A 19,333-nucleotide genomic window follows, 5' to 3' on the forward strand; every position below is an offset into this window, starting at 1 on the left:
GGAGCTGCGATGAAAACCATCAACTTCATGGGCGTGCGCAACGTTGCGTTCGCCGTCACTGTCCTGCTGACCGTACTGGCGCTGTTCAGCTGGTGGCACAAGGGCTTGAACTTCGGCCTGGACTTCACCGGCGGTACGCTCATCGAGCTGACCTACGAGCGTCCGGCCGACCTCAAGGCGGTGCGTGCCGAGCTGGTCGAGTCTGGCTTCCACGAGGCCATCGTGCAGAGCTTCGGTGCCACCACCGACCTGCTGGTGCGCATGCCTGGCGACGACCCGCAACTGGGCAATCAGGTTGCCCAGGCGCTGCAGAAAGTGGGCGGCGACAACCCGGCCACCGTCAAGCGTGTCGAGTTCGTCGGCCCGCAGGTCGGTGAAGAACTGCGTGACCAGGGCGGCCTGGGCATGCTGCTGGCGCTGGGCGGGGTACTGATCTACCTGGCGTTCCGCTTCCAGTGGAAGTTCGCGGTGGGGGCGATCGTCTCGCTGATTCACGACGTGATCGTGACCGTGGGCATCCTCTCGTTCTTCCAGATCACCTTCGACCTGACGGTGCTGGCGGCAGTGCTGGCGATCATCGGCTACTCGCTCAACGACACCATCGTCGTGTTCGACCGCGTGCGTGAGAACTTCCGCGTCATGCGCAAGGCGTCGCTGATCGAGAACATCAACGTCTCGACCACCCAGACCCTGCTGCGCACCATCGCCACTTCGGTGTCGACCTTGCTGGCGATTGCTGCGCTGCTGTTCTTCGGTGGCGACAACCTGTTCGGCTTCTCGCTGGCGCTGTTCCTGGGCGTCATGGCGGGTACCTACTCGTCGATCTACATCGCCAACGTGGTGCTGATCTGGCTGAACCTGAACAGTGAAGACCTGATCCCGCCGGTCAAGGCCGAGGGTGTGGACGACCGTCCGTAAGGGCTTGTCCTACGCCGTTTGGCGTAAAGAGAGGCGCGAGTGTTGAACTCGCGCCTTTTTTTTTGCTCCAAGGCAGGGAGAAGGCGGGCAATGTCCCGCGGGTATGATCAGGAGATTCCACGTGAACAAATCAATGCTGGTGGGTGCGGTTCTGGGTGCTGTCGGTGTTACAGCCGGAGGTGCTGTGGCGACCTACAGCTTGGTGAACAAAGGGCCGGAATACGCCCAGGTCACTGACGTACAACCGATCAAGCAGCAGGTGAAGACACCACGCGAGGTGTGCAAGGACGTGACCGTGACGCGCCAGCGTCCGGTGCAGGACCAGCACCAGATCGCCGGTACCGTGGTGGGCGCCCTGGCCGGTGGCCTGCTGGGTAACCAGATCGGTGGCGGCACCGGCAAGAAGATCGCCACGGTCGCAGGTGCGGTGGGTGGTGGTTATGCCGGCAACAAGGTGCAGGAAGGCATGCAGGAGCGTGACACCTACACCACCACGCAAACGCGCTGCAACACGGTCAACGACATCAGCGACAAGGTGGTGGGCTACACCGTGAAGTACACCATCGGTGACCAGGCTGGTGTGGTGAAGATGGACCACGAGCCAGGTTCGACCATTCCGCTGGACAAGAATGGCAAGCTGGTGCTGAGCCAGGCACAGCCCGGGCAGTGATCAGGATGCTGGCCTCATCGCGGGCCAGCAGAACCACGGAAAGCAGGCACAAAAAAAGCACCCCGAGGGGTGCTTTTTTTGCATCCGAAGCCCTGGCTCAGCGCTTCAGGTTTTCCGGCAGGTGCGGCTGGATGGCGGTCAGTACCGCCTTGAAGCACTTGATGTTGCCGGCAACGATGTGGCCTTTGTCGAGGAAGTCGTGGCCACCGTTGAAGTCGCTCACCAGGCCGCCCGCTTCCTGGATCAGCAGTACGCCTGCCGCCATGTCCCACTCGGACAGGCCCGACTCCCAGAAGGCGTCGAAACGACCAGCGGCAACGTAGGCCAGGTCCAGGGCGGCGGAACCCGCGCGGCGGATGCCGGCGGTCTGGCCGGTGAGGGCGCGGAACATGCCGAGGTAGTTGTCCAGGTCAGCCATCTGGCTGTCGCGGAACGGGAAGCCGGTACCCAGCAGGGCGCCTTCCAGGCTGGTGCGCGAGCTGACACGCAGGCGACGACCGTTGAGCTGGGCGCCACGACCGCGGCTGGCGGTGAATTCTTCCTGGCGGACCGGGTCGACGATGACCGCGTGCTCGAGACGGCCGCGGTATTTGCAGGCGATGCTGACCGCGAAGTGCGGAACGCCACGCAGGAAGTTGGTGGTGCCATCCAGTGGATCGATGATCCACAGGTAGTCCTTGCCTTCCTCACCGGAGCCGGCGTGCAGGCCAGTCTCTTCACCCTGGATCGAGTGGTTCGGGTAAGCCTTGCGCAGGGCGTTGACGATGGTCTGCTCGGCGGCGCGATCGACCTCGGAGACGTAATCCTTGGCCTCTTTCTCGTCGACCTTGATGCTGTCCAGGCGTTCGATGGAGCGGAAAATCAGTTCACTGGCGCTGCGAGCGGCGCGCAGGGCGATATTCAGCATAGGCTGCATGGGCGTTTCACCTGGAGATGTTAAAGAAGAAAGCCGCCTAGTCTATCAGAAAACTGTTCCGGCAGAAGGGTGACATTCGCATTCGTGGCGTTACGCCCGTCGCTTAGGTAAGATCGTTCCCCCCTTTATAGGCATCCGTGAGCTCGACACCTTGCTGCAGAATATTCGTGTTGTTCTGGTCAATACCAGCCACCCCGGCAACATCGGCGGCGCTGCTCGTGCCATGAAAAACATGGGCTTGTCGCGCCTGGTGCTGGTTCAGCCTCTGGATTTCCCCGCGGCCGACGCCAGTGCCCGCGCCTCTGGTGCCGACGATGTGCTGGACGGCGCCATCGTGGTCGATACGCTCGAGCAGGCGCTGGCCGGTTGCAGTCTGGCGATTGGTACCAGCGCCCGTGACCGCAGCATGCCGTGGCCGATGCTCGACCCGCGCGAATGCGGGGTGCAGAGCGTCGCGCGTGCGGCCGCTGGCGAGGAGATCGCCCTGGTGTTCGGTCGTGAACACGCAGGCCTGACCAATGACGAACTGCAGCGATGTCACTTCCACGTGCACATTCCATCGAACCCCGATTTCAGCTCGCTGAATCTTGCCGCCGCGGTCCAGGTGCTCGCCTACGAGGTGCGCACCGCATGGCTGGCGGCGCAAGGTGCGCCGGCGAAGGTCGAGAAGGTCGATGCCAGCGATGAGCTGGCCACCCTGGACGAAATGGAGCTGTTCTACGAACACCTGGAAAAGACCCTGGTGGACATCAGCTTCCTTGACCCTGAGAAGCCCAAGCACCTGATGGCGCGCCTGCGCCGGTTGTATGGGCGCAGCTCGGTCAACCGTTCGGAAATGAGCATTTTGCGCGGCATCCTCACCGAGACCCAGAAGGTCGCACGGGGTGATGCGCACAAGCGGAAGGACTAGAAACAATGTTCGAGCGTCTGCGTGAAGATATCCAGAGTGTGTTTCATCGTGACCCGGCGGCGCGCAATGCCTTCGAGGTACTGACCTGCTACCCGGGGATGCATGCCATCTGGCTGCATCGCCTGGGCAATGCCCTGTGGAAACGCGACTTCAAATGGCTGGCGCGCCTGGTGTCGAACTTCGGGCGCTGGATGACCGGCATCGAGATCCACCCGGGCGCCACCATTGGCCGGCGCTTCTTCATCGATCATGGCATGGGCATCGTCATCGGCGAGACCGCCGAGATCGGCGATGATGTGACGCTCTACCAGGGTGTTACCCTCGGCGGCACCAGCTGGAACAAGGGCAAGCGACACCCGACCCTGGAAAACGGCGTAGTGGTGGGGGCGGGCGCCAAGGTGCTCGGCCCGTTCACGGTTGGTGCCGGGGCCAAGATCGGCTCCAATGCGGTGGTGACCAAGGCCGTGCCGGCCGGTGCCACGGCAGTCGGGATCCCGGGGCGGATCATCGTCAAGACCGAAGACAGCGAGGTCGAGGCCAAGCGCAAGGCCATGGCCGAGAAGATCGGCTTCGATGCCTACGGCGTCAGTGGCGACATGCCCGACCCGGTAGCGCGCGCCATCGGCCAGATGCTCGACCACCTGCAGGCGGTCGACGAGCGCCTGGAGGGCATGTGCGGGGCGCTGACCAACCTGGGCAGTGACTACTGTGCCAAGGCCCTGCCGGCGCTGCCGGAAGAAGACTTCGCCGAGGTCAAGCAGGCTGCGCAGAGCGACACTCCGTCGCATTGATTACGCCTGGCTGATACACGAGGCGTGTGCTCGCGCCCCTTGTCTGCTATCATCGCGCCCGCTTCCCGCGTGCAAACCCGACTAAAGCACTAGGTCTTATAGTTGACTTAAATGCTCGGGAATCGCATACTCGCACACATCCTGTAACTCCCGTGGTACCCATAGCCATGCGATTGACTACCAAAGGCCGTTACGCCGTCACCGCCATGCTCGACCTGGCGTTGCACGCGCAGCATGGGCCGGTATCCTTGGCCGACATTTCCGAGCGCCAGGGCATCTCCCTCTCCTATCTGGAACAGCTGTTCGCCAAGCTGCGCCGCAGCAGCCTGGTATCCAGCGTGCGCGGTCCGGGTGGCGGCTACCAGCTGTCGCGGGGCATGGAAACCATCCAGGTGGCGCAGGTAATCGACGCGGTCAACGAGTCGGTAGACGCCACTCGCTGCCAAGGCCTCGGGGATTGCCACGCCGGTGATACCTGCCTGACCCACCACCTGTGGTGCGACCTCAGCCAGCAGATCCACGAATTCCTCAGCGGCATCAGCCTGTCCGACCTCGTCATGCGCCGTGAGGTGCAGGAAGTCGCCCAGCGCCAGGACCTGCGTCGAGTCGCCGGTCGCGTTGCCCAGCTGGACAAGATTGAGACGTCCGCCGTCGACTGATGCAGCGACGAGCGACGCCAACGCCTGATAGGAGATACTCAATGAAGTTGCCGATCTACCTCGATTACTCCGCGACCACTCCGGTCGATCCCCGCGTCGCCCAGAAGATGGCCGACTGCCTGCTGGTCGACGGAAACTTCGGTAACCCGGCCTCGCGTTCCCACGTGTTCGGCTGGCGCGCTGAAGAGGCGGTCGAGAATGGCCGCCGCCAGGTCGCCGAGCTGATCAATGCCGACCCGCGCGAAATCGTCTGGACCAGCGGTGCCACCGAGTCCGACAACCTCGCGCTCAAGGGTGTCGCGCACTTCTATCAGACCAAGGGCAAGCACATCATCACCTCCAAGATCGAGCACAAGGCGGTCCTCGACACCGCTCGCCAGCTCGAGCGCGAAGGTTTCGAAGTCACCTACCTCGAACCCGGTGAAGACGGCATCGTCACCCCGGCGATGGTCGAGGCAGTGCTGCGCGACGACACCATCCTCGTCTCGCTGATGCATGTGAACAACGAAGTCGGCTCGATCAACGATATCGCCGCCATCGGTGAACTGACCCGCTCGCGCGGCGTGCTGTTCCACGTCGATGCCGCTCAGTCGGCCGGCAAGGTCGAAATCGACGTGCAGAAGACCAAGGTCGACCTGATGTCGTTCTCGGCGCACAAGGTCTACGGCCCGAAGGGCACCGGCGCGTTGTACGTCAGCCGCAAGCCGCGTGTGCGCCTGGAAGCCATCATTCACGGCGGTGGTCATGAGCGCGGCATGCGTTCGGGCACCCTGCCGACCCACCAGATCGTGGGCATGGGCGAGGCCTTCGCCATCGCCAAGCAGGAAATGGCCGCTGAAAACGTGCGCATCAAGGCGTTGAGCGACCGCTTCTTCAAGCAGGTCTCCGACCTTGAAGAGCTGTACGTCAACGGCAGCCAGACCCAGCGCGTTCCGCACAACCTGAACCTGAGCTTCAACTACGTCGAAGGCGAGTCGCTGCTGATGTCGCTCAAGGACATCGCCGTATCTTCCGGTTCGGCCTGCACCTCCGCGTCGCTCGAGCCGTCTTATGTACTGCGCGCCCTGGGCCGCAACGACGAGCTGGCGCACAGCTCGATCCGCTTCTCCTTCGGTCGCTTCACCACTGAAGAAGAAGTCGACTACGCCGCGCAGGAAGTCTGCAAGGCAGTGAACAAGCTGCGTGAACTGTCGCCGCTGTGGGACATGTACAAAGACGGCGTCGACATCTCCAAGATCGAGTGGGCCGCCCACTAAGCAGTCGCCAGCAAGAGCGGCTCCCTGATGAGGAAGGAATTGCACCATGGCATACAGTGAAAAGGTCATCGACCACTACGAAAACCCGCGCAACGTCGGCAAGATGGACGCCGAAGATCCGGACGTCGGTACCGGCATGGTCGGCGCCCCGGCTTGCGGTGACGTGATGCGTCTGCAGATCAAGGTCAACGAGCAAGGCATCATCGAGGATGCCAAGTTCAAGACCTACGGCTGCGGTTCGGCCATCGCCTCCAGCTCCCTGGCCACCGAGTGGATGAAGGGCAAGACCCTGGACGAAGCCGAAACCATCAAGAACACCCAGCTGGCCGAAGAACTGGCGTTGCCGCCGGTCAAGATCCACTGCTCGGTACTCGCCGAAGATGCCATCAAGGCAGCCGTTCGCGATTACAAGCAGAAGAAAGGCTTGATCTAAGTCGCCGCGAGGTAAGGAGTTCCGATGGCTATCAGCATGACAGAAGCCGCCGCCAACCACATTCGCCGCTCCCTTGATGGGCGCGGCAAGGGTGAAGGCATCCGCCTGGGCGTGCGCACCACCGGCTGCTCGGGCCTGGCCTACGTGCTGGAGTTCGTCGACGAGCTGGCCGACGAGGACCAGGTGTTCGAGAACCATGGCGTGAAGGTCATCATCGACCCGAAGAGCCTGGTGTATCTCGATGGCACCGAGCTGGATTTCGTCAAGGAAGGGTTGAACGAAGGCTTCAAGTTCAACAACCCCAACGTGCGCGGTGAGTGTGGCTGCGGCGAAAGCTTCAATGTCTGAGGCTTGACGTGGGTACTCCTTGCCATTTCGCCCTGTTCGACCTGCAGCCGGGCTTTCGCCTGGACCTCGACAAACTGGCCACCCGTTATCGTGAGCTGGCCCGCGAGGTCCATCCGGACCGCTTCGCCGACGCCTCCGAGCGTGAGCAGCGTGTCGCCCTGGAAAAGTCCGCAGCACTCAACGACGCCTACCAGACGCTGCGCAGCGCGCCGCGTCGCGCGCGTTATCTGCTGGCCGTCAGCGGTCATGAAGTGCCCCAGGAGGTCACGGTCCACGACCCCGACTTCCTGCTGCAGCAGATGCAGTGGCGCGAAGAACTCGAAGAGCTGCAGGACGAAGCCGACCTCGACGGTGTTGCCGTGTTCAAGAAGCGCCTGAAGGTCGCCCAGGACACGCTCAACGAGGATTTCGCCGCCTGCTGGGATCAAGCTGCCGAGCGCGACAGGGCCGAGCGCCTGATGCGCCGCATGCAGTTTCTCGACAAGCTCGCCCAAGAAGTGCGCCAACTCGAAGAGCGCCTAGACGATTAACCCCGGCGTTGCCCGTGATGACGCCTAAGGTATTCAGATAAGCATGGCCCTACTGCAGATCGCCGAACCCGGTCAGAGCCCCCAGCCGCACCAGCGTCGCCTGGCGGTGGGTATCGACCTGGGTACCACCAACTCTCTCGTCGCTGCGGTGCGCAGCGGTCGCAGCGAGCCCCTGCCCGACGCCCAGGGCAACGTCATCCTGCCGTCCGCAGTGCGCTATTTGCCAGGGCACAGCGATGTCGGCCAGGCGGCTCGTGATGCAGCCGCCAGCGACCCGCTGAACACCGTGCTTTCGGTCAAGCGCCTAATGGGGCGCGGTCTTGCCGACGTCAAGCAGCTGGGCGAGCAATTGCCCTACCGCTTCGTTGGCGGCGAGTCGCACATGCCGTTCATCGACACCGTCCAGGGGCCGAAGAGCCCGGTGGAGGTGTCGGCCGACATTCTCAAGGTCCTGCGTCTGCGCGCCGAGCAAACCCTCGGTGGCGAACTGGTGGGGGCGGTCATCACCGTGCCGGCCTATTTCGACGACGCCCAGCGCCAGGCCACCAAGGACGCTGCGCGTCTGGCTGGCCTGAACGTGCTGCGCCTGCTCAACGAGCCGACCGCTGCCGCGGTGGCCTATGGCCTGGACCAGAACGCCGAAGGCGTGGTGGCGATCTTCGACCTGGGGGGCGGCACTTTCGATATTTCGATCCTGCGCCTGACCGCGGGCGTCTTCGAAGTGCTGGCCACGGGGGGCGACACTGCCCTGGGCGGCGATGACTTCGACCACGCCATTGCCGGCTGGATTATCGAGCAGGCCGGTCTGTCCGCCGATCTCGACCCGGCGACCCAGCGTCAACTGCTGCAGACGGCCTGTGCCGCCAAAGAGGCTTTGACCGACGCCGATACCGTCAGCGTCGCTCATGGCGCCTGGCAGGGCGAGCTGAGCCGTGCCGCCTTCGAAGCCATGATCGAACCTCTGATCGCCCGCAGCCTCAAGGCCTGCCGCCGCGCGGTGCGCGACAGCGGTGTCGAGCTGGAAGAGGTCGGTGCGGTGGTGATGGTCGGTGGCTCGACGCGCGTGCCGCGTGTGCGTGAAGCCGTCGGCACGCTGTTCGGCCGCGCTCCGCTGACCTCGATCGATCCGGACCAGGTCGTCGCCATTGGTGCCGCGATCCAGGCCGACACCCTGGCCGGTAATCGCCGCGAGGGTGGCGAATTGTTACTTCTGGATGTCATCCCGCTGTCGTTGGGTCTTGAGACCATGGGCGGGTTGATGGAGAAGGTGATTCCACGCAATACCACGATTCCCGTGGCTCGCGCCCAGGAGTTCACCACCTACAAGGATGGCCAGTCGGCCATGATGATTCACGTCCTGCAGGGTGAGCGCGAGCTGATCAGCGACTGTCGTTCGCTGGCCCGCTTTGAGCTGCGCGGCATCCCGGCGATGGTGGCCGGTGCAGCGAAGATCCGCGTGACCTTCCAGGTCGATGCCGACGGCCTGCTCAGCGTCGCGGCCCGCGAACTGGGCTCGGGCGTGGAGTCGAGCATCCAGGTCAAGCCGTCGTACGGTCTGACCGACGGCGAGATCGCTCGTATGCTCAAGGACTCCTTCGAGCACGCAGGCTCCGACAAGCAGGCGCGCCAGTTGCGCGAGCACCAGGTCGATGCCGAGCGGTTGCTCGAAGCGGTGCAGGGCGCCCTGGATGCCGATGGCGAGCGTCTGCTCAGTGCTGACGAGCGCGAGGCCATCGCCTTCCAGATGCAAGAATTGCGTGATTTGCTCAGCGGCACCGATGGCGCTGCCATCGAGCAACAGACCAAGCGTCTGTCGCAGGTGACCGATGCCTTTGCCGCCCGTCGCCTTGATTCGACGGTCAAAGCCGCACTGGCCGGGCGCAACCTGAATGAGATCGAGGAGTAACCGATGCCCCAGGTGATTTTCCTGCCGCATGAGAAGTTCTGCCCGGATGGGCTGGTGGTCGAAGTGGAGCCAGGGACCAACATCCTGGAGCTGGCCCACGAGCACCATATCGAGATGGAAAGCGCCTGCGGTGGCGTGTGTGCCTGCACCACCTGCCACTGCATCGTGCGCGAAGGCTTCGACTCGCTCGAGGAAGCCGACGAGCTGGAAGAAGACATGCTGGACAAGGCCTGGGGCCTGGAAGCGCAGTCTCGCCTGGCGTGCCAGGTGATCGTCGGTGAGGACGACCTCACCATCGAGCTGCCTAAATATACGCTCAACCACGCTGCCGAAGCGCCGCACTGAGGTTTGCCCCATGAGCCTGAAATGGATTGATGTACTTGAGATCGCCATCCAGCTTGCGGAAAGCAAGCCGGACGTCGATCCTAAATATGTGAATTTCGTCGATCTGCACCGTTGGGTGCTGGCTTTGCCAGAGTTCAGCGACGATCCGTCACGCGGCGGTGAGAAAGTGCTCGAGGCCATCCAGGCGGCCTGGATCGAAGAAGCCGACTGAGCGTCTCTGCAGGTTAGGCAATCCCCTGGAACCCGCGTATAATTCGCGGGTTTAATTTTTCGCAACACTCAAATTCTGGAGTTTTCCATGGCTGTTCAACGTACTTTTTCCATCATCAAGCCTGACGCAGTTGCCAAGAACGTCATCGGCAAGATCACCACTCGCTTCGAAGAAGCCGGCCTGAAAATCGTCGCTTCGAAAATCAAGCAGCTGTCCAAGGCCGAAGCCGAAGGCTTCTACGCCGAGCACAGCGCTCGTGGCTTCTTCGGTGATCTGGTTGCCTTCATGACTTCCGGCCCGGTCGTTGTCCAGGTGCTGGAAGGCGAGAACGCCATCGCTCTGAACCGTGAGCTGATGGGCGCCACCAACCCTAAAGAAGCCGCTCCAGGCACCATCCGTGCCGACTTCGCCGAGTCGATCGACGCCAACGCCGTTCACGGTTCGGACTCCGAAGCCGCTGCAGCTCGCGAAATCGCTTACTTCTTCGCTGCTACCGAGGTAACCACTCGCTAAGCGAAAGCTTACGAGTGAGGGTGAATCCATGACGACATCTACTGGCAAAATCAACCTGTTGGGGCTGACCCTGCCGGAAATGGAACAGTTCTTCGACTCGATCGGGGAGAAGCGCTTCCGTGCCGGTCAGGTGATGAAATGGATTCACCATTTTGGCGTGTCCGACTTTGCGGACATGACCAACGTTGGCAAGGTCTTGCGCGAAAAGCTCGAGGCCGTTGCCGAGATTCGCCCCCCGGAAGTGGTCAGCGAGGACATTTCCGCCGACGGTACCCGTAAATGGGTAGTCCGCGTTGCCTCCGGCAGCTGCGTCGAGACCGTCTACATTCCCACCGACGACCGCGGTACCCTCTGCGTTTCGTCGCAAGCCGGCTGTGCCCTGGACTGCAGTTTCTGCTCCACCGGCAAGCAAGGCTTCAACAGCAACCTCACCGCCGCCGAAGTGATTGGCCAGGTGTGGCTTGCCAACAAATCTTTCGGGACCGTCCCCGCCAAGATCGACCGCGCTATCACCAACGTGGTCATGATGGGCATGGGCGAGCCCTTGCTGAACTTCGACAATGTCATCGCCGCGATGAAGATCATGATGGACGATCTGGGCTATGGCATTTCCAAGCGTCGCGTCACCCTGTCCACCTCGGGTGTCGTGCCGATGATCAACGAGCTGGCCAAGCACATCGACGTGTCGCTGGCGTTGTCGCTGCATGCGCCCAACGACGCGCTGCGCAACCAGTTGGTCCCGATCAACAAGAAGTACCCGCTCAAGATGCTGCTCGAGTCCTGCATGGGCTACATGTCCACGCTCGGCGGCAAGCGGGTGCTTACCATCGAGTACACCTTGCTCAAGGACGTCAACGATCAGCCTGAGCATGCCGCGCAGATGATCGAATTGCTGCGTGACGTGCCGTGCAAGATCAACCTGATTCCGTTCAACCCGTTCCCGCACTCCGGTTACGAGCGCCCCAGCAACAATGCGATCCGTCGCTTCCAGGATCTGCTGCACCACGGCGGCTTCAACGTCACCACCCGCACCACCCGCGGCGAAGATATCGACGCGGCCTGCGGCCAGTTGGTGGGGCAGGTAATGGACCGCACCCGCCGCAGCGAACGCTACATCGCCGTGCGCCAGATCAACGCCGATGGCAGCGAGCTGCAAGACAGCGCTGCGCGCCACTGACGGACTCCGCCGATGACCCTGCGCGCCGCGCTGTCGATCCTGTCGCTTTTGCTGCTGGCCGGCTGCGTGTCCGGCGGTGCAGGTGATCCGCTTTCCAGCCGACAGGGCAGGGCGGAGGCAGGGCGTGCCTACGTGCAGTTGGGCCTGGGGTATTTGCAACAAGGCATGACTGAGCAAGCCAAGGCCCCGCTGGCAAGGGCGCTTGCGTTGAACAGCCGTGATGCCGATGCACACGCCGCCCTGGCCCTGGTCTTTCAGGCCCAGGGCGAGCCCGATCTGGCCGATGGCCATTTCCGCGAAGCCTTGTCGCAACGCCCGGATGACACGCGGATTCGCAACAACTACGGCAGTTTCCTATATGCTCAAGGGCATTTTCGCCTGGCAGAGCAGATGTTTCGCCAAGCCGCCGCCGATACCCTGTATCCTGAGCGCTCCCGGGTGTACGAGAACCTTGGCCTGACCGCACTCAAGCAGGGGCGCCGCGAGCAGGCGCACGAATACCTGGACAAGGCCCTGCGGCTCAATCAACGGCAACCACGAGCGCTGCTGGAAATGGCTGAGTTGTCCTACGAAAACAGGCATTATGTGCCGGCCCGGGACTACTACGAACGTTTCAGCCAGCAAGGCGATCATGACGCCCGCAGTCTGTTGTTGGGCAGCCGCCTCGCCCGAGTCTTCGAAGAGCACGGCACCGCGGCCGAGCTGGGCAAGAAATTACAACGACTTTATCCCGGTACGCCGGAATATCAGCAATACCTGTCGGAGCAACGATGAAAGCCGCGCACCCCGAAGCAGCAGCAGCGATTCAGCAGAATCCCGGTGATGTCTTGCGCCAGGCCCGCGAGAACCGGAACTGGTCGCAGGCCGAGGTCGCCCGTAAGCTGAATCTCACGGTCACTTCGCTGAACAACCTGGAAACCGGCGCCTTCGACAAGCTTCCCGGACACACGTTCGCGCGCGGCTATATCCGCGCCTACGCCAAGCTCATGGACATGGACCAAGCGCCGCTCGTCGAGGCTTTCGACCAGATCACCGGGACTCACGCCAAGGGCAGCGAAGTGCACGCCCTTGGTCGTATCGAGGAGCCGGTGCGCCTTTCGCACAACATCCTGCGTGTCGTCAGCCTGTTGCTGCTGGTGGCTGTGGTCGGTGGCGGCTTCTTCTGGTGGCAGGACCAGAGCAGCCTGCGTGGCAAGGACCTGGCCAAGATCGCCCTGGAGCATGTCGAGGTCGAAAGCGCCGACGGTACCACCCAGATCCACCCGCTCGACGAGCCGGAAGACCAGGCCGTGACTGCTGGCCAGCAGCCTGAAAGCGCGCCCCTGCCGCTTGAGCAGGCTCCGACCGAACCCGCCGCCGAGGCGCCTGTGGAGAGCGCCCCGGCCACCTCGGCATCAGCCGCCGCTCCAGCCGCTCCGGTTGCCCAGGCTCCTGCCCAGACCCACACGCCGGCCACCACGCCCGCACCGACCGCGCCTGCCACCCACGCCGCACCGACCGCTCCAGCTGCTGCCGAGCCTGCCGTGGTTGCTGCTGGCGATGGCAAGGTCGCCATTCAATTCACCGCCGATTGCTGGACCCAGGTCACCGATGGCAACGGCAAGGTGCTGTTCAGCGCGATCAAGCGCAAGGGTGACAGCCTGGAACTGACCGGCAAGCCGCCGTTCGCGGTCCGCCTGGGCTTTGCCCGCGGCGCTCAGGTCAGCTACAACGGTCAGGCCGTCGATGTCGCCCCGTTCACCAGTGGCGAGACCGCTCGCCTGAAGTTGGGACAGTAAGTCATGCACGGCGAATCTCCGATCAAACGTCGCGAATCCCGCAAAATCTGGGTTGGCAATGTGCCGGTGGGTGGTGATGCACCCATCGCGGTACAGAGCATGACCAACACCGACACCAATGATGTCGCCGCCACCGTAGGGCAGATCCAGCGCCTGGTCGATGCCGGTGTCGACATCGTCCGCGTCTCTGTGCCAGACATGGACGCGGCCGAAGCCTTCGGCAAGATCAAGCAACTGGTCAGCGTGCCATTGGTCGCCGACATCCATTTCGACTACAAGATCGCCCTGCGCGTCGCCGAGCTTGGTGTTGACTGCCTGCGCATCAACCCGGGCAACATCGGCCGTGAAGACCGCGTACGCGCGGTGGTCGATGCCGCTCGCGACCGTGGCATCCCGATTCGCATCGGCGTCAACGCAGGTTCGCTGGAAAAGGACCTGCAGAAGAAATACGGTGAACCGACCCCGGCTGCGCTGGTCGAGTCGGCGCTGCGCCATGTCGAGCACCTTGACCGCCTCGACTTCCAGGATTTCAAGGTCAGCGTCAAGGCCTCCGACGTGTTCATGGCCGTCGAAGCCTACCGCCTGCTGGCCAGGCAGATCGTGCAGCCGCTGCACCTGGGCATCACCGAAGCCGGTGGTCTGCGCTCGGGGACGGTGAAATCCGCCGTCGGCCTCGGTATGCTGCTCGCCGAAGGCATTGGCGATACCATTCGCATCTCGCTTGCTGCCGATCCGGTCGAGGAAGTGAAGGTCGGCTACGACATCCTCAAGTCGCTGCACCTGCGCTCGCGTGGCATCAACTTCATCGCCTGCCCGAGCTGTTCGCGGCAGAATTTCGATGTGGTCAAGACCATGAACGAGCTTGAAGGGCGCCTGGAAGACCTGCTGGTGCCGCTGGACGTCGCGGTGATCGGCTGCGTGGTCAACGGCCCGGGCGAAGCCAAGGAATCCCACGTCGGCCTGACCGGTGGCACCCCCAACCTGGTGTACATCGATGGCAAGCCGGCGCAGAAGCTGACCAATGACAACCTGGTCGATGAGCTGGAAAAGCTCATCCGCCAGAAAGCGGCCGAGAAGGTCGAGGCCGACGCGGCGCTTATCGCCCGCGGCTGATAGACAGATTCGTAAGGACTTTTCGTGAGCAAATCGCTGCAAGCCATCCGTGGCATGAACGACATCCTGCCCGAGCAGTCGCCCCTGTGGCGCTACTTCGAAGGCACCGTGGCCGGCCTGCTGGACGGCTACGGCTACAGCCAGATCCGCACGCCGATCGTCGAGTTCACCGAGCTGTTCAAGCGCTCGATCGGTGAAGTCACCGATATCGTCGAAAAAGAGATGTATACCTTCCAGGACAACAAGGACTCGCTGACCTTGCGTCCCGAAGGCACTGCCGCCTGTGTGCGTGCTGTGCTCGAGCACGGCATCATCGGCAACGGCCAGGTCCAGAAACTCTGGTATGTCGGCCCGATGTTCCGCCACGAGCGCCCGCAACTGGGGCGCTATCGCCAGTTCCACCAGATCGGCGTAGAGGTATTCAACCTGGCCGGTCCGGATATCGACGCCGAACTGATCATGCTCACCTGGCGCCTCTGGGCGCGCCTGGGTATCCAGGACGCGGTCACGCTCGAGCTCAACAGCCTGGGCACCAGCGAAGCCCGTGCGCGTTATCGCGACGCGCTGGTCGAGTTCCTCAGCGAACGTATCGATCAGCTGGACGACGACAGCAAGCGTCGTTTGCAGAGCAACCCGCTGCGCATCCTCGACAGCAAGAACGAAGGCACCCAGGCCGCCCTGGTGGGCGCTCCGAAGCTCGAAGAGTACCTGGACGAAGAGTCCCGCGTGCACTTCGAGGGCGTGAAGGCCCGCCTGGACGCTGCCGGAATCCCGTTCGTGATCAACACCAAGCTGGTGCGTGGCCTGGACTACTACAGCAAGACCGTGTTCGAGTGGGTGACCGACAAGCTCGGTGCCCAGGGCACTGTCTGCGCTGGTGGCCGCTACGATGGCCTGGTCGAGCAGATGGGCGGCAAGCCGACGGCTGGCGTGGGCTTCGCCATGGGTATCGAGCGCCTGCTGTTGCTGATCGAGACGCTGGGCAAGGTGCCCGAGTCGATCAGCCGCACGCTGGATGTCTATCTGTGCGCCTTCGGCGAGCAGGCGGAGCTGGCGGGCCTGAAGATCAGCGAGCAACTGCGCGATCGCTTGCCGGGCCTGCGCCTGGCGGTCAACGCCGGTGGTGGCAACTTCAAGAACCAGTTCAAGAAGGCCGACAAGAGCGGGGCGCTGTTCGCCCTGATACTGGGGGACGACGAGCTGGCGCAACAAGTGGTAGGTTTCAAGCCCCTGCGTGGCCAGGGCGAACAACAGAACATTGCCTGGGATGCTCTGGCCGAGCACCTGCAAGCTGCTCTCGCGCAGGCGTGAAGCGGTCAAACAGCCGAATTGCTGAAAAGGAGTATTGGGGTGTCGAGTACCGATGATGATGGCCTGGCCGCAGCCAAGGACTGGTGGAACCGCAACGGCAAGCCGCTGCTGACCGGTGCCCTGCTCGCCGCCGCGGTGGTGATGGGCTGGCAGGCCTGGCACAAGTACCAGAGCAACCAGTCGCAAGGCGCTTCGGCGCTGTACCAGGCGTTGCTGGAAACTACCCTGACGCCTGACGGCAAGCCGGATGCGACCAAGGTCGCCGAATTGTCCGGCAAGCTCAAGAGCGAATTTGGCGGTTCGGCCTATGCCCAGTACGGCAGCCTGTTCGTGGCCAAGGTCGCGGTCGACAGCGGCAAGCTGGACGATGCCGCCGCCGAGCTCAAGAGCGTGATGGACAAGCCGGCCGATGCCACCCTCGGCGAGATCGCGCGCCAGCGTCTGGCCCGCGTGCTCGCTGCCCAGGACAAGGCCGAGGAGGCCCTCAAGCTGCTCGACGGTGATGCCGACAAGGCGTTCCTGGCCAGCCGCGAGGAGCTCAAGGGTGACTTGCTGGTCCAGTTGGGCCGTGCCGACGATGCCCACGGTGCGTATGAAAAAGCCAAGGCCGCGCTGTCCGACGACGCCGCGATCGGTGGCCTGCAACTGAAGCTGGATGACCTGGCCAAAGGGGACGCGTGAAGTGACCGGTTGGAAACAAGCAGCAGTGCTCGCCCTGGCCGTGCTGGCCGCGGGTTGCAGCAGCAACAGCAAGAAGGAACTGCCCCCGGCCGAACTGACCAAGTTCACCGAAGAGGTGGTGCTCAAGAAACAGTGGAGCCGTTCGATCGGTGACGGCCAGGGTGACAAGTACAACACCCTGGTGCCGGCCATCGAGAACGACCGCATCTACGCCGCCGACGTCAACGGCAAGGTCTTCGCCCTGAACCGCAGCAACGGTGACGTGGTGTGGAAAAAGGACCTGGAGGTGCCGGTTTCCGGCGCTGTCGGCGTGGGTTACGGCCTGTTGATGATGGGCACCCTCAAGGGTGAAGTCATCGCCCTGGACTCCAGCACCGGTGAAGAGCGCTGGCGCTCGCGCGTCACCAGCGAAGTGCTGGCTCCGCCGGCGACCAACGGTGATGTGGTGGTGGTGCAGACCCAGGACGACCGTCTGATCGGCCTGGACTTCAGCACCGGTGATCGCCGCTGGATCTACGAGAGCTCGCCTGCGGTACTCACTCTTCGTGGTACCGGCGCGCCGATCGTCACCAACCGCCTGGCGGTGGCTGGCCTGTCCACCGGCAAGGTGATTGCGGTCGACACGCAGAACGGCGTACCGGTGTGGGAGGCCCGCGTGGCCGTGCCGCAAGGCCGTTCCGAGCTGGACCGCGTGGTGGACATCGACGGTGGCTTGCTGCTGTCCGGTGGTACCCTGTACGTCACCAGCTACCAGGGTCGCGTCGCGGGCCTGGATCTGGAAAGCGGCCGTGTACTGTGGCAGCGCGATGCCTCCAGCTACGTCGGTGTCGCCCAGGGCTTTGGCAACGTCTACGTGAGCGAGGCTTCGGGCACCGTCGAGAGCGTCGATGAGCGTTCGTCTTCGGCGCTGTGGACCAACGACTCCATGGCCCGTCGCCAACTGTCGGCACCGGAAGTGTTCTCCAGCTATGTCGCGGTGGGTGACTTCGAGGGTTACCTGCACCTGCTCAGCCAGGTCGATGGTCGCTTCGTCGGCCGTGAGCGTATCGACAGCGATGGCCTGCGCGCCCGTCCCCTGGTGGTCGGCGACACCATCTATGTCTATGGCAACAGCGGCAAGCTCGAGGCACTGACCATCCGCTGAAGCTATGCTTGAGACCGTCATCGGTTTCAGGCTGCGGCGCAGGAAGCGCCGCCCGAACTCCGGCCGCTGCCTTGCAGCGGCCTTTGCATTTTCAAGAATTCACGAATGGAGAGCCGCATGGTTCCCGTAATCGCCCTGGTGGGACGGCCGAACGTCGGCAAATCCACCATGTTCAACCGCCTGACCAAGACCCGCGATGCCATCGTCGGCGACCTGTCGGGCCTGACCCGTGACCGCCAGTACGGCGATGCCAGTTGGCAGGGTCGTTCGTTCATCCTCATCGACACCGGCGGTATCACCGGTGACGAAGTGGGCATGGACGAGAAGATGGCCGAGCAGTCACTGATGGCCATCGAAGAAGCGGACTATGTGCTGTTCCTGGTCGATGCCCGCGCCGGCATGACCGCCGCTGACCAGATGATCGCCGAGCACCTGCGCAAGCGGAACAAAGAGGCGATCCTGGTCGCCAACAAGATCGACAACATCGATGCCGATGTCGCCCGCGCCGAGTTCTCGCCGCTGGGTATGGGCAACGCCATTCCGGTCGCTGGCTCGCAAGGCCGTGGTATCAATGCGCTGATGGAAGCCGTGCTTGGCCACATCCCGCGCGACCAGGTCGAGGAAGCGCTGGATGCCGAGGTCGCCGAAGGCGAGGAAGCGGTGCGTATCCCCGGCCCGAGCGAGAAGGATGGCATCAAGATCGCCATCATTGGTCGCCCCAACGTCGGCAAGTCCACGCTGGTCAACCGCATGCTCGGTGAAGAGCGCGTGGTGGTCTACGATCAGCCGGGCACCACCCGTGACAGTATCTACATCCCGTTCGAGCGTGATGGCGAGAAGTACACCTTCATCGACACTGCCGGGGTGCGCAAACGCGGCAAGATCCACGAGGAAGTCGAGAAGTTCTCGGTGGTCAAGACGCTGCAGGCGATCAAGGACGCCAACGTGGTGATCTTCGTCATGGACGCGCGCGAGGGTGTGGTCGACCATGACCTGAACCTGCTGGGCTTCGCCCTGGACGCCGGCCGTGCCATCGTCATTGCCCTGAACAAGTGGGACGGCATGGAGCCGGGCGAGCGCGACTACGTGAAGACCGAGCTGGAGCGCCGGCTGTTCTTCGTCGACTTTGCCGATATCCACTTCATCTCCGCCCTGCACGGTACTGGCGTTGGCCACCTGTACAAATCGGTGCAGGCCGCGTTCAAGTCGGCGGTTACCCGCTGGCCGACCAGCCGCCTGACCCAGATCCTCGAAGATGCGATCAGCGAGCACCAGCCGCCGCTGGTCAATGGTCGTCGGATCAAGCTGCGCTATGCCCACCTCGGTGGCGCCAACCCGCCGCTGATCGTGATTCACGGTAACCAGACCGACAAGATCCCGCGTTCCTATTCGCGCTACCTGGAAAACACCTACCGCCGTGTGCTGAAGCTGGTCGGTACGCCGATCCGCATCGAGTACAAGGGCGGCGAGAACCCGTACGAGGGCAACAAGAACACCCTCACCGATCGCCAGGTCAACAAGAAGCGTCGCTTGATGTCGCACCACAAGAAGGCTGAGAAGAAGCGCAAAGACAAGCGCTGATTCTCGCGTCTGCTTCTTCGCGGGCAAGCCCGCTCCCACTGGGTAAGGCACAGGCATGAGATCTGTGAACGACCTGTGGAGCGGGCTTGCCCACGAATGAGCCTTTAAATGTTTCAACCTTTTTCCTGCCTGCCCGATCCGC

The 19,333-nt window shown here is 63.1% G+C and carries 22 protein-coding genes; 21 read left to right on the forward strand and 1 reads right to left on the reverse strand.

Features of this window, described 5'->3' with window-relative positions:
• Window positions 1–9: 9 nt before the first annotated feature.
• The gene (gene secF / locus APH44_RS10015; RefSeq protein WP_054892544.1) at window positions 10–918 is read left to right on the forward strand and encodes a protein translocase subunit SecF; all 909 of its coding nucleotides are present in this window, start codon (window positions 10–12) and stop codon (window positions 916–918) included.
• Between the two features lie 121 nt (window positions 919–1,039).
• Window positions 1,040–1,588: a glycine zipper 2TM domain-containing protein gene (locus tag APH44_RS10020; protein WP_054892545.1), complete on the forward strand. Its 549-nt coding sequence runs from the start codon at window positions 1,040–1,042 to the stop codon at window positions 1,586–1,588.
• A 97-nt stretch (window positions 1,589–1,685) separates the two neighbouring features.
• Here the strand turns inward: APH44_RS10020 and suhB are convergent, their stop codons facing one another.
• Window positions 1,686–2,504, reverse strand: coding sequence for an inositol-phosphate phosphatase (gene suhB / locus APH44_RS10025; protein ID WP_054892546.1), 819 nt, complete (start codon window positions 2,502–2,504; stop codon window positions 1,686–1,688).
• A 151-nt stretch (window positions 2,505–2,655) separates the two neighbouring features.
• Between suhB and trmJ the strand changes: the two genes are divergently transcribed.
• The 19 genes from trmJ (at window position 2,656) to der (ending at window position 19,191) form a co-directional block, all read left to right on the forward strand.
• Window positions 2,656–3,414 carry a tRNA (cytosine(32)/uridine(32)-2'-O)-methyltransferase TrmJ gene (trmJ, locus tag APH44_RS10030; protein WP_054892547.1) on the forward strand — a complete coding sequence of 253 codons (759 nt, stop codon included), beginning with the start codon at window positions 2,656–2,658 and terminating at the stop codon, window positions 3,412–3,414.
• A gap of 5 nt (window positions 3,415–3,419) precedes the next feature.
• Window positions 3,420–4,205 carry a serine O-acetyltransferase gene (gene cysE / locus APH44_RS10035; RefSeq protein WP_054892548.1) on the forward strand — a complete coding sequence of 262 codons (786 nt, stop codon included), beginning with the start codon at window positions 3,420–3,422 and terminating at the stop codon, window positions 4,203–4,205.
• Between the two features lie 167 nt (window positions 4,206–4,372).
• A complete protein-coding gene (gene iscR / locus APH44_RS10040; protein WP_054892549.1) occupies window positions 4,373–4,864 on the forward strand; it encodes a Fe-S cluster assembly transcriptional regulator IscR in 492 nt (163 codons plus the stop codon).
• 41 nt (window positions 4,865–4,905) lie between these two features.
• Window positions 4,906–6,120 carry an IscS subfamily cysteine desulfurase gene (locus APH44_RS10045; protein WP_054892550.1) on the forward strand — a complete coding sequence of 405 codons (1,215 nt, stop codon included), beginning with the start codon at window positions 4,906–4,908 and terminating at the stop codon, window positions 6,118–6,120.
• Window positions 6,121–6,166: 46 nt separating this feature from the next.
• Entirely contained in the window at window positions 6,167–6,553 is a 387-nt protein-coding gene (gene iscU, locus APH44_RS10050) for a Fe-S cluster assembly scaffold IscU (RefSeq protein WP_003443374.1), read from the forward strand.
• A 24-nt stretch (window positions 6,554–6,577) separates the two neighbouring features.
• Window positions 6,578–6,901 carry an iron-sulfur cluster assembly protein IscA gene (iscA, locus tag APH44_RS10055; protein WP_003248536.1) on the forward strand — a complete coding sequence of 108 codons (324 nt, stop codon included), beginning with the start codon at window positions 6,578–6,580 and terminating at the stop codon, window positions 6,899–6,901.
• Between the two features lie 8 nt (window positions 6,902–6,909).
• Entirely contained in the window at window positions 6,910–7,431 is a 522-nt protein-coding gene (gene hscB, locus APH44_RS10060) for a co-chaperone HscB (RefSeq protein ID WP_054892551.1), read from the forward strand.
• A gap of 43 nt (window positions 7,432–7,474) precedes the next feature.
• On the forward strand, window positions 7,475–9,337 hold the full coding sequence (hscA, locus tag APH44_RS10065; RefSeq protein ID WP_054892552.1) for a Fe-S protein assembly chaperone HscA: 1,863 nt from the start codon (window positions 7,475–7,477) through the stop codon (window positions 9,335–9,337).
• 3 nt (window positions 9,338–9,340) lie between these two features.
• The gene (gene fdx, locus APH44_RS10070; RefSeq protein WP_027920278.1) at window positions 9,341–9,682 is read left to right on the forward strand and encodes an ISC system 2Fe-2S type ferredoxin; all 342 of its coding nucleotides are present in this window, start codon (window positions 9,341–9,343) and stop codon (window positions 9,680–9,682) included.
• A 10-nt stretch (window positions 9,683–9,692) separates the two neighbouring features.
• Complete coding sequence (gene iscX, locus APH44_RS10075) at window positions 9,693–9,893, forward strand: Fe-S cluster assembly protein IscX (protein ID WP_027920277.1); 201 nt, start codon at window positions 9,693–9,695, stop codon at window positions 9,891–9,893.
• A gap of 87 nt (window positions 9,894–9,980) precedes the next feature.
• On the forward strand, window positions 9,981–10,406 hold the full coding sequence (gene ndk / locus APH44_RS10080) for a nucleoside-diphosphate kinase (protein ID WP_011532343.1): 426 nt from the start codon (window positions 9,981–9,983) through the stop codon (window positions 10,404–10,406).
• Window positions 10,407–10,434: 28 nt separating this feature from the next.
• Window positions 10,435–11,583 (forward strand): 23S rRNA (adenine(2503)-C(2))-methyltransferase RlmN, encoded by a 1,149-nt coding sequence (gene rlmN / locus APH44_RS10085; protein ID WP_054892553.1) that lies wholly within the window; start codon window positions 10,435–10,437, stop codon window positions 11,581–11,583.
• A 12-nt stretch (window positions 11,584–11,595) separates the two neighbouring features.
• Window positions 11,596–12,357, forward strand: coding sequence for a type IV pilus biogenesis/stability protein PilW (gene pilW, locus APH44_RS10090; RefSeq protein ID WP_054892554.1), 762 nt, complete (start codon window positions 11,596–11,598; stop codon window positions 12,355–12,357).
• Window positions 12,354–13,361 (forward strand): RodZ family helix-turn-helix domain-containing protein, encoded by a 1,008-nt coding sequence (locus APH44_RS10095; RefSeq protein WP_054892555.1) that lies wholly within the window; start codon window positions 12,354–12,356, stop codon window positions 13,359–13,361. Before pilW ends, APH44_RS10095 begins: the two co-directional genes overlap by 4 nt.
• 3 nt (window positions 13,362–13,364) lie before the next feature.
• Window positions 13,365–14,474, forward strand: coding sequence for a flavodoxin-dependent (E)-4-hydroxy-3-methylbut-2-enyl-diphosphate synthase (gene ispG, locus APH44_RS10100; protein ID WP_054892556.1), 1,110 nt, complete (start codon window positions 13,365–13,367; stop codon window positions 14,472–14,474).
• Window positions 14,475–14,498: 24 nt separating this feature from the next.
• Entirely contained in the window at window positions 14,499–15,785 is a 1,287-nt protein-coding gene (gene hisS, locus APH44_RS10105) for a histidine--tRNA ligase (RefSeq protein WP_054892557.1), read from the forward strand.
• A gap of 39 nt (window positions 15,786–15,824) precedes the next feature.
• Entirely contained in the window at window positions 15,825–16,466 is a 642-nt protein-coding gene (locus APH44_RS10110; protein WP_054892558.1) for a tetratricopeptide repeat protein, read from the forward strand.
• Between the two features lies 1 nt (window position 16,467).
• The gene (bamB, locus tag APH44_RS10115; RefSeq protein ID WP_054892575.1) at window positions 16,468–17,610 is read left to right on the forward strand and encodes an outer membrane protein assembly factor BamB; all 1,143 of its coding nucleotides are present in this window, start codon (window positions 16,468–16,470) and stop codon (window positions 17,608–17,610) included.
• Between the two features lie 117 nt (window positions 17,611–17,727).
• Complete coding sequence (gene der / locus APH44_RS10120; RefSeq protein ID WP_054892576.1) at window positions 17,728–19,191, forward strand: ribosome biogenesis GTPase Der; 1,464 nt, start codon at window positions 17,728–17,730, stop codon at window positions 19,189–19,191.
• Window positions 19,192–19,333 lie beyond the last annotated feature (142 nt).

The organism is Pseudomonas sp. NBRC 111143 (assembly GCF_001320965.1).
Lineage (GTDB): Bacteria > Pseudomonadota > Gammaproteobacteria > Pseudomonadales > Pseudomonadaceae > Aquipseudomonas > Aquipseudomonas machongensis.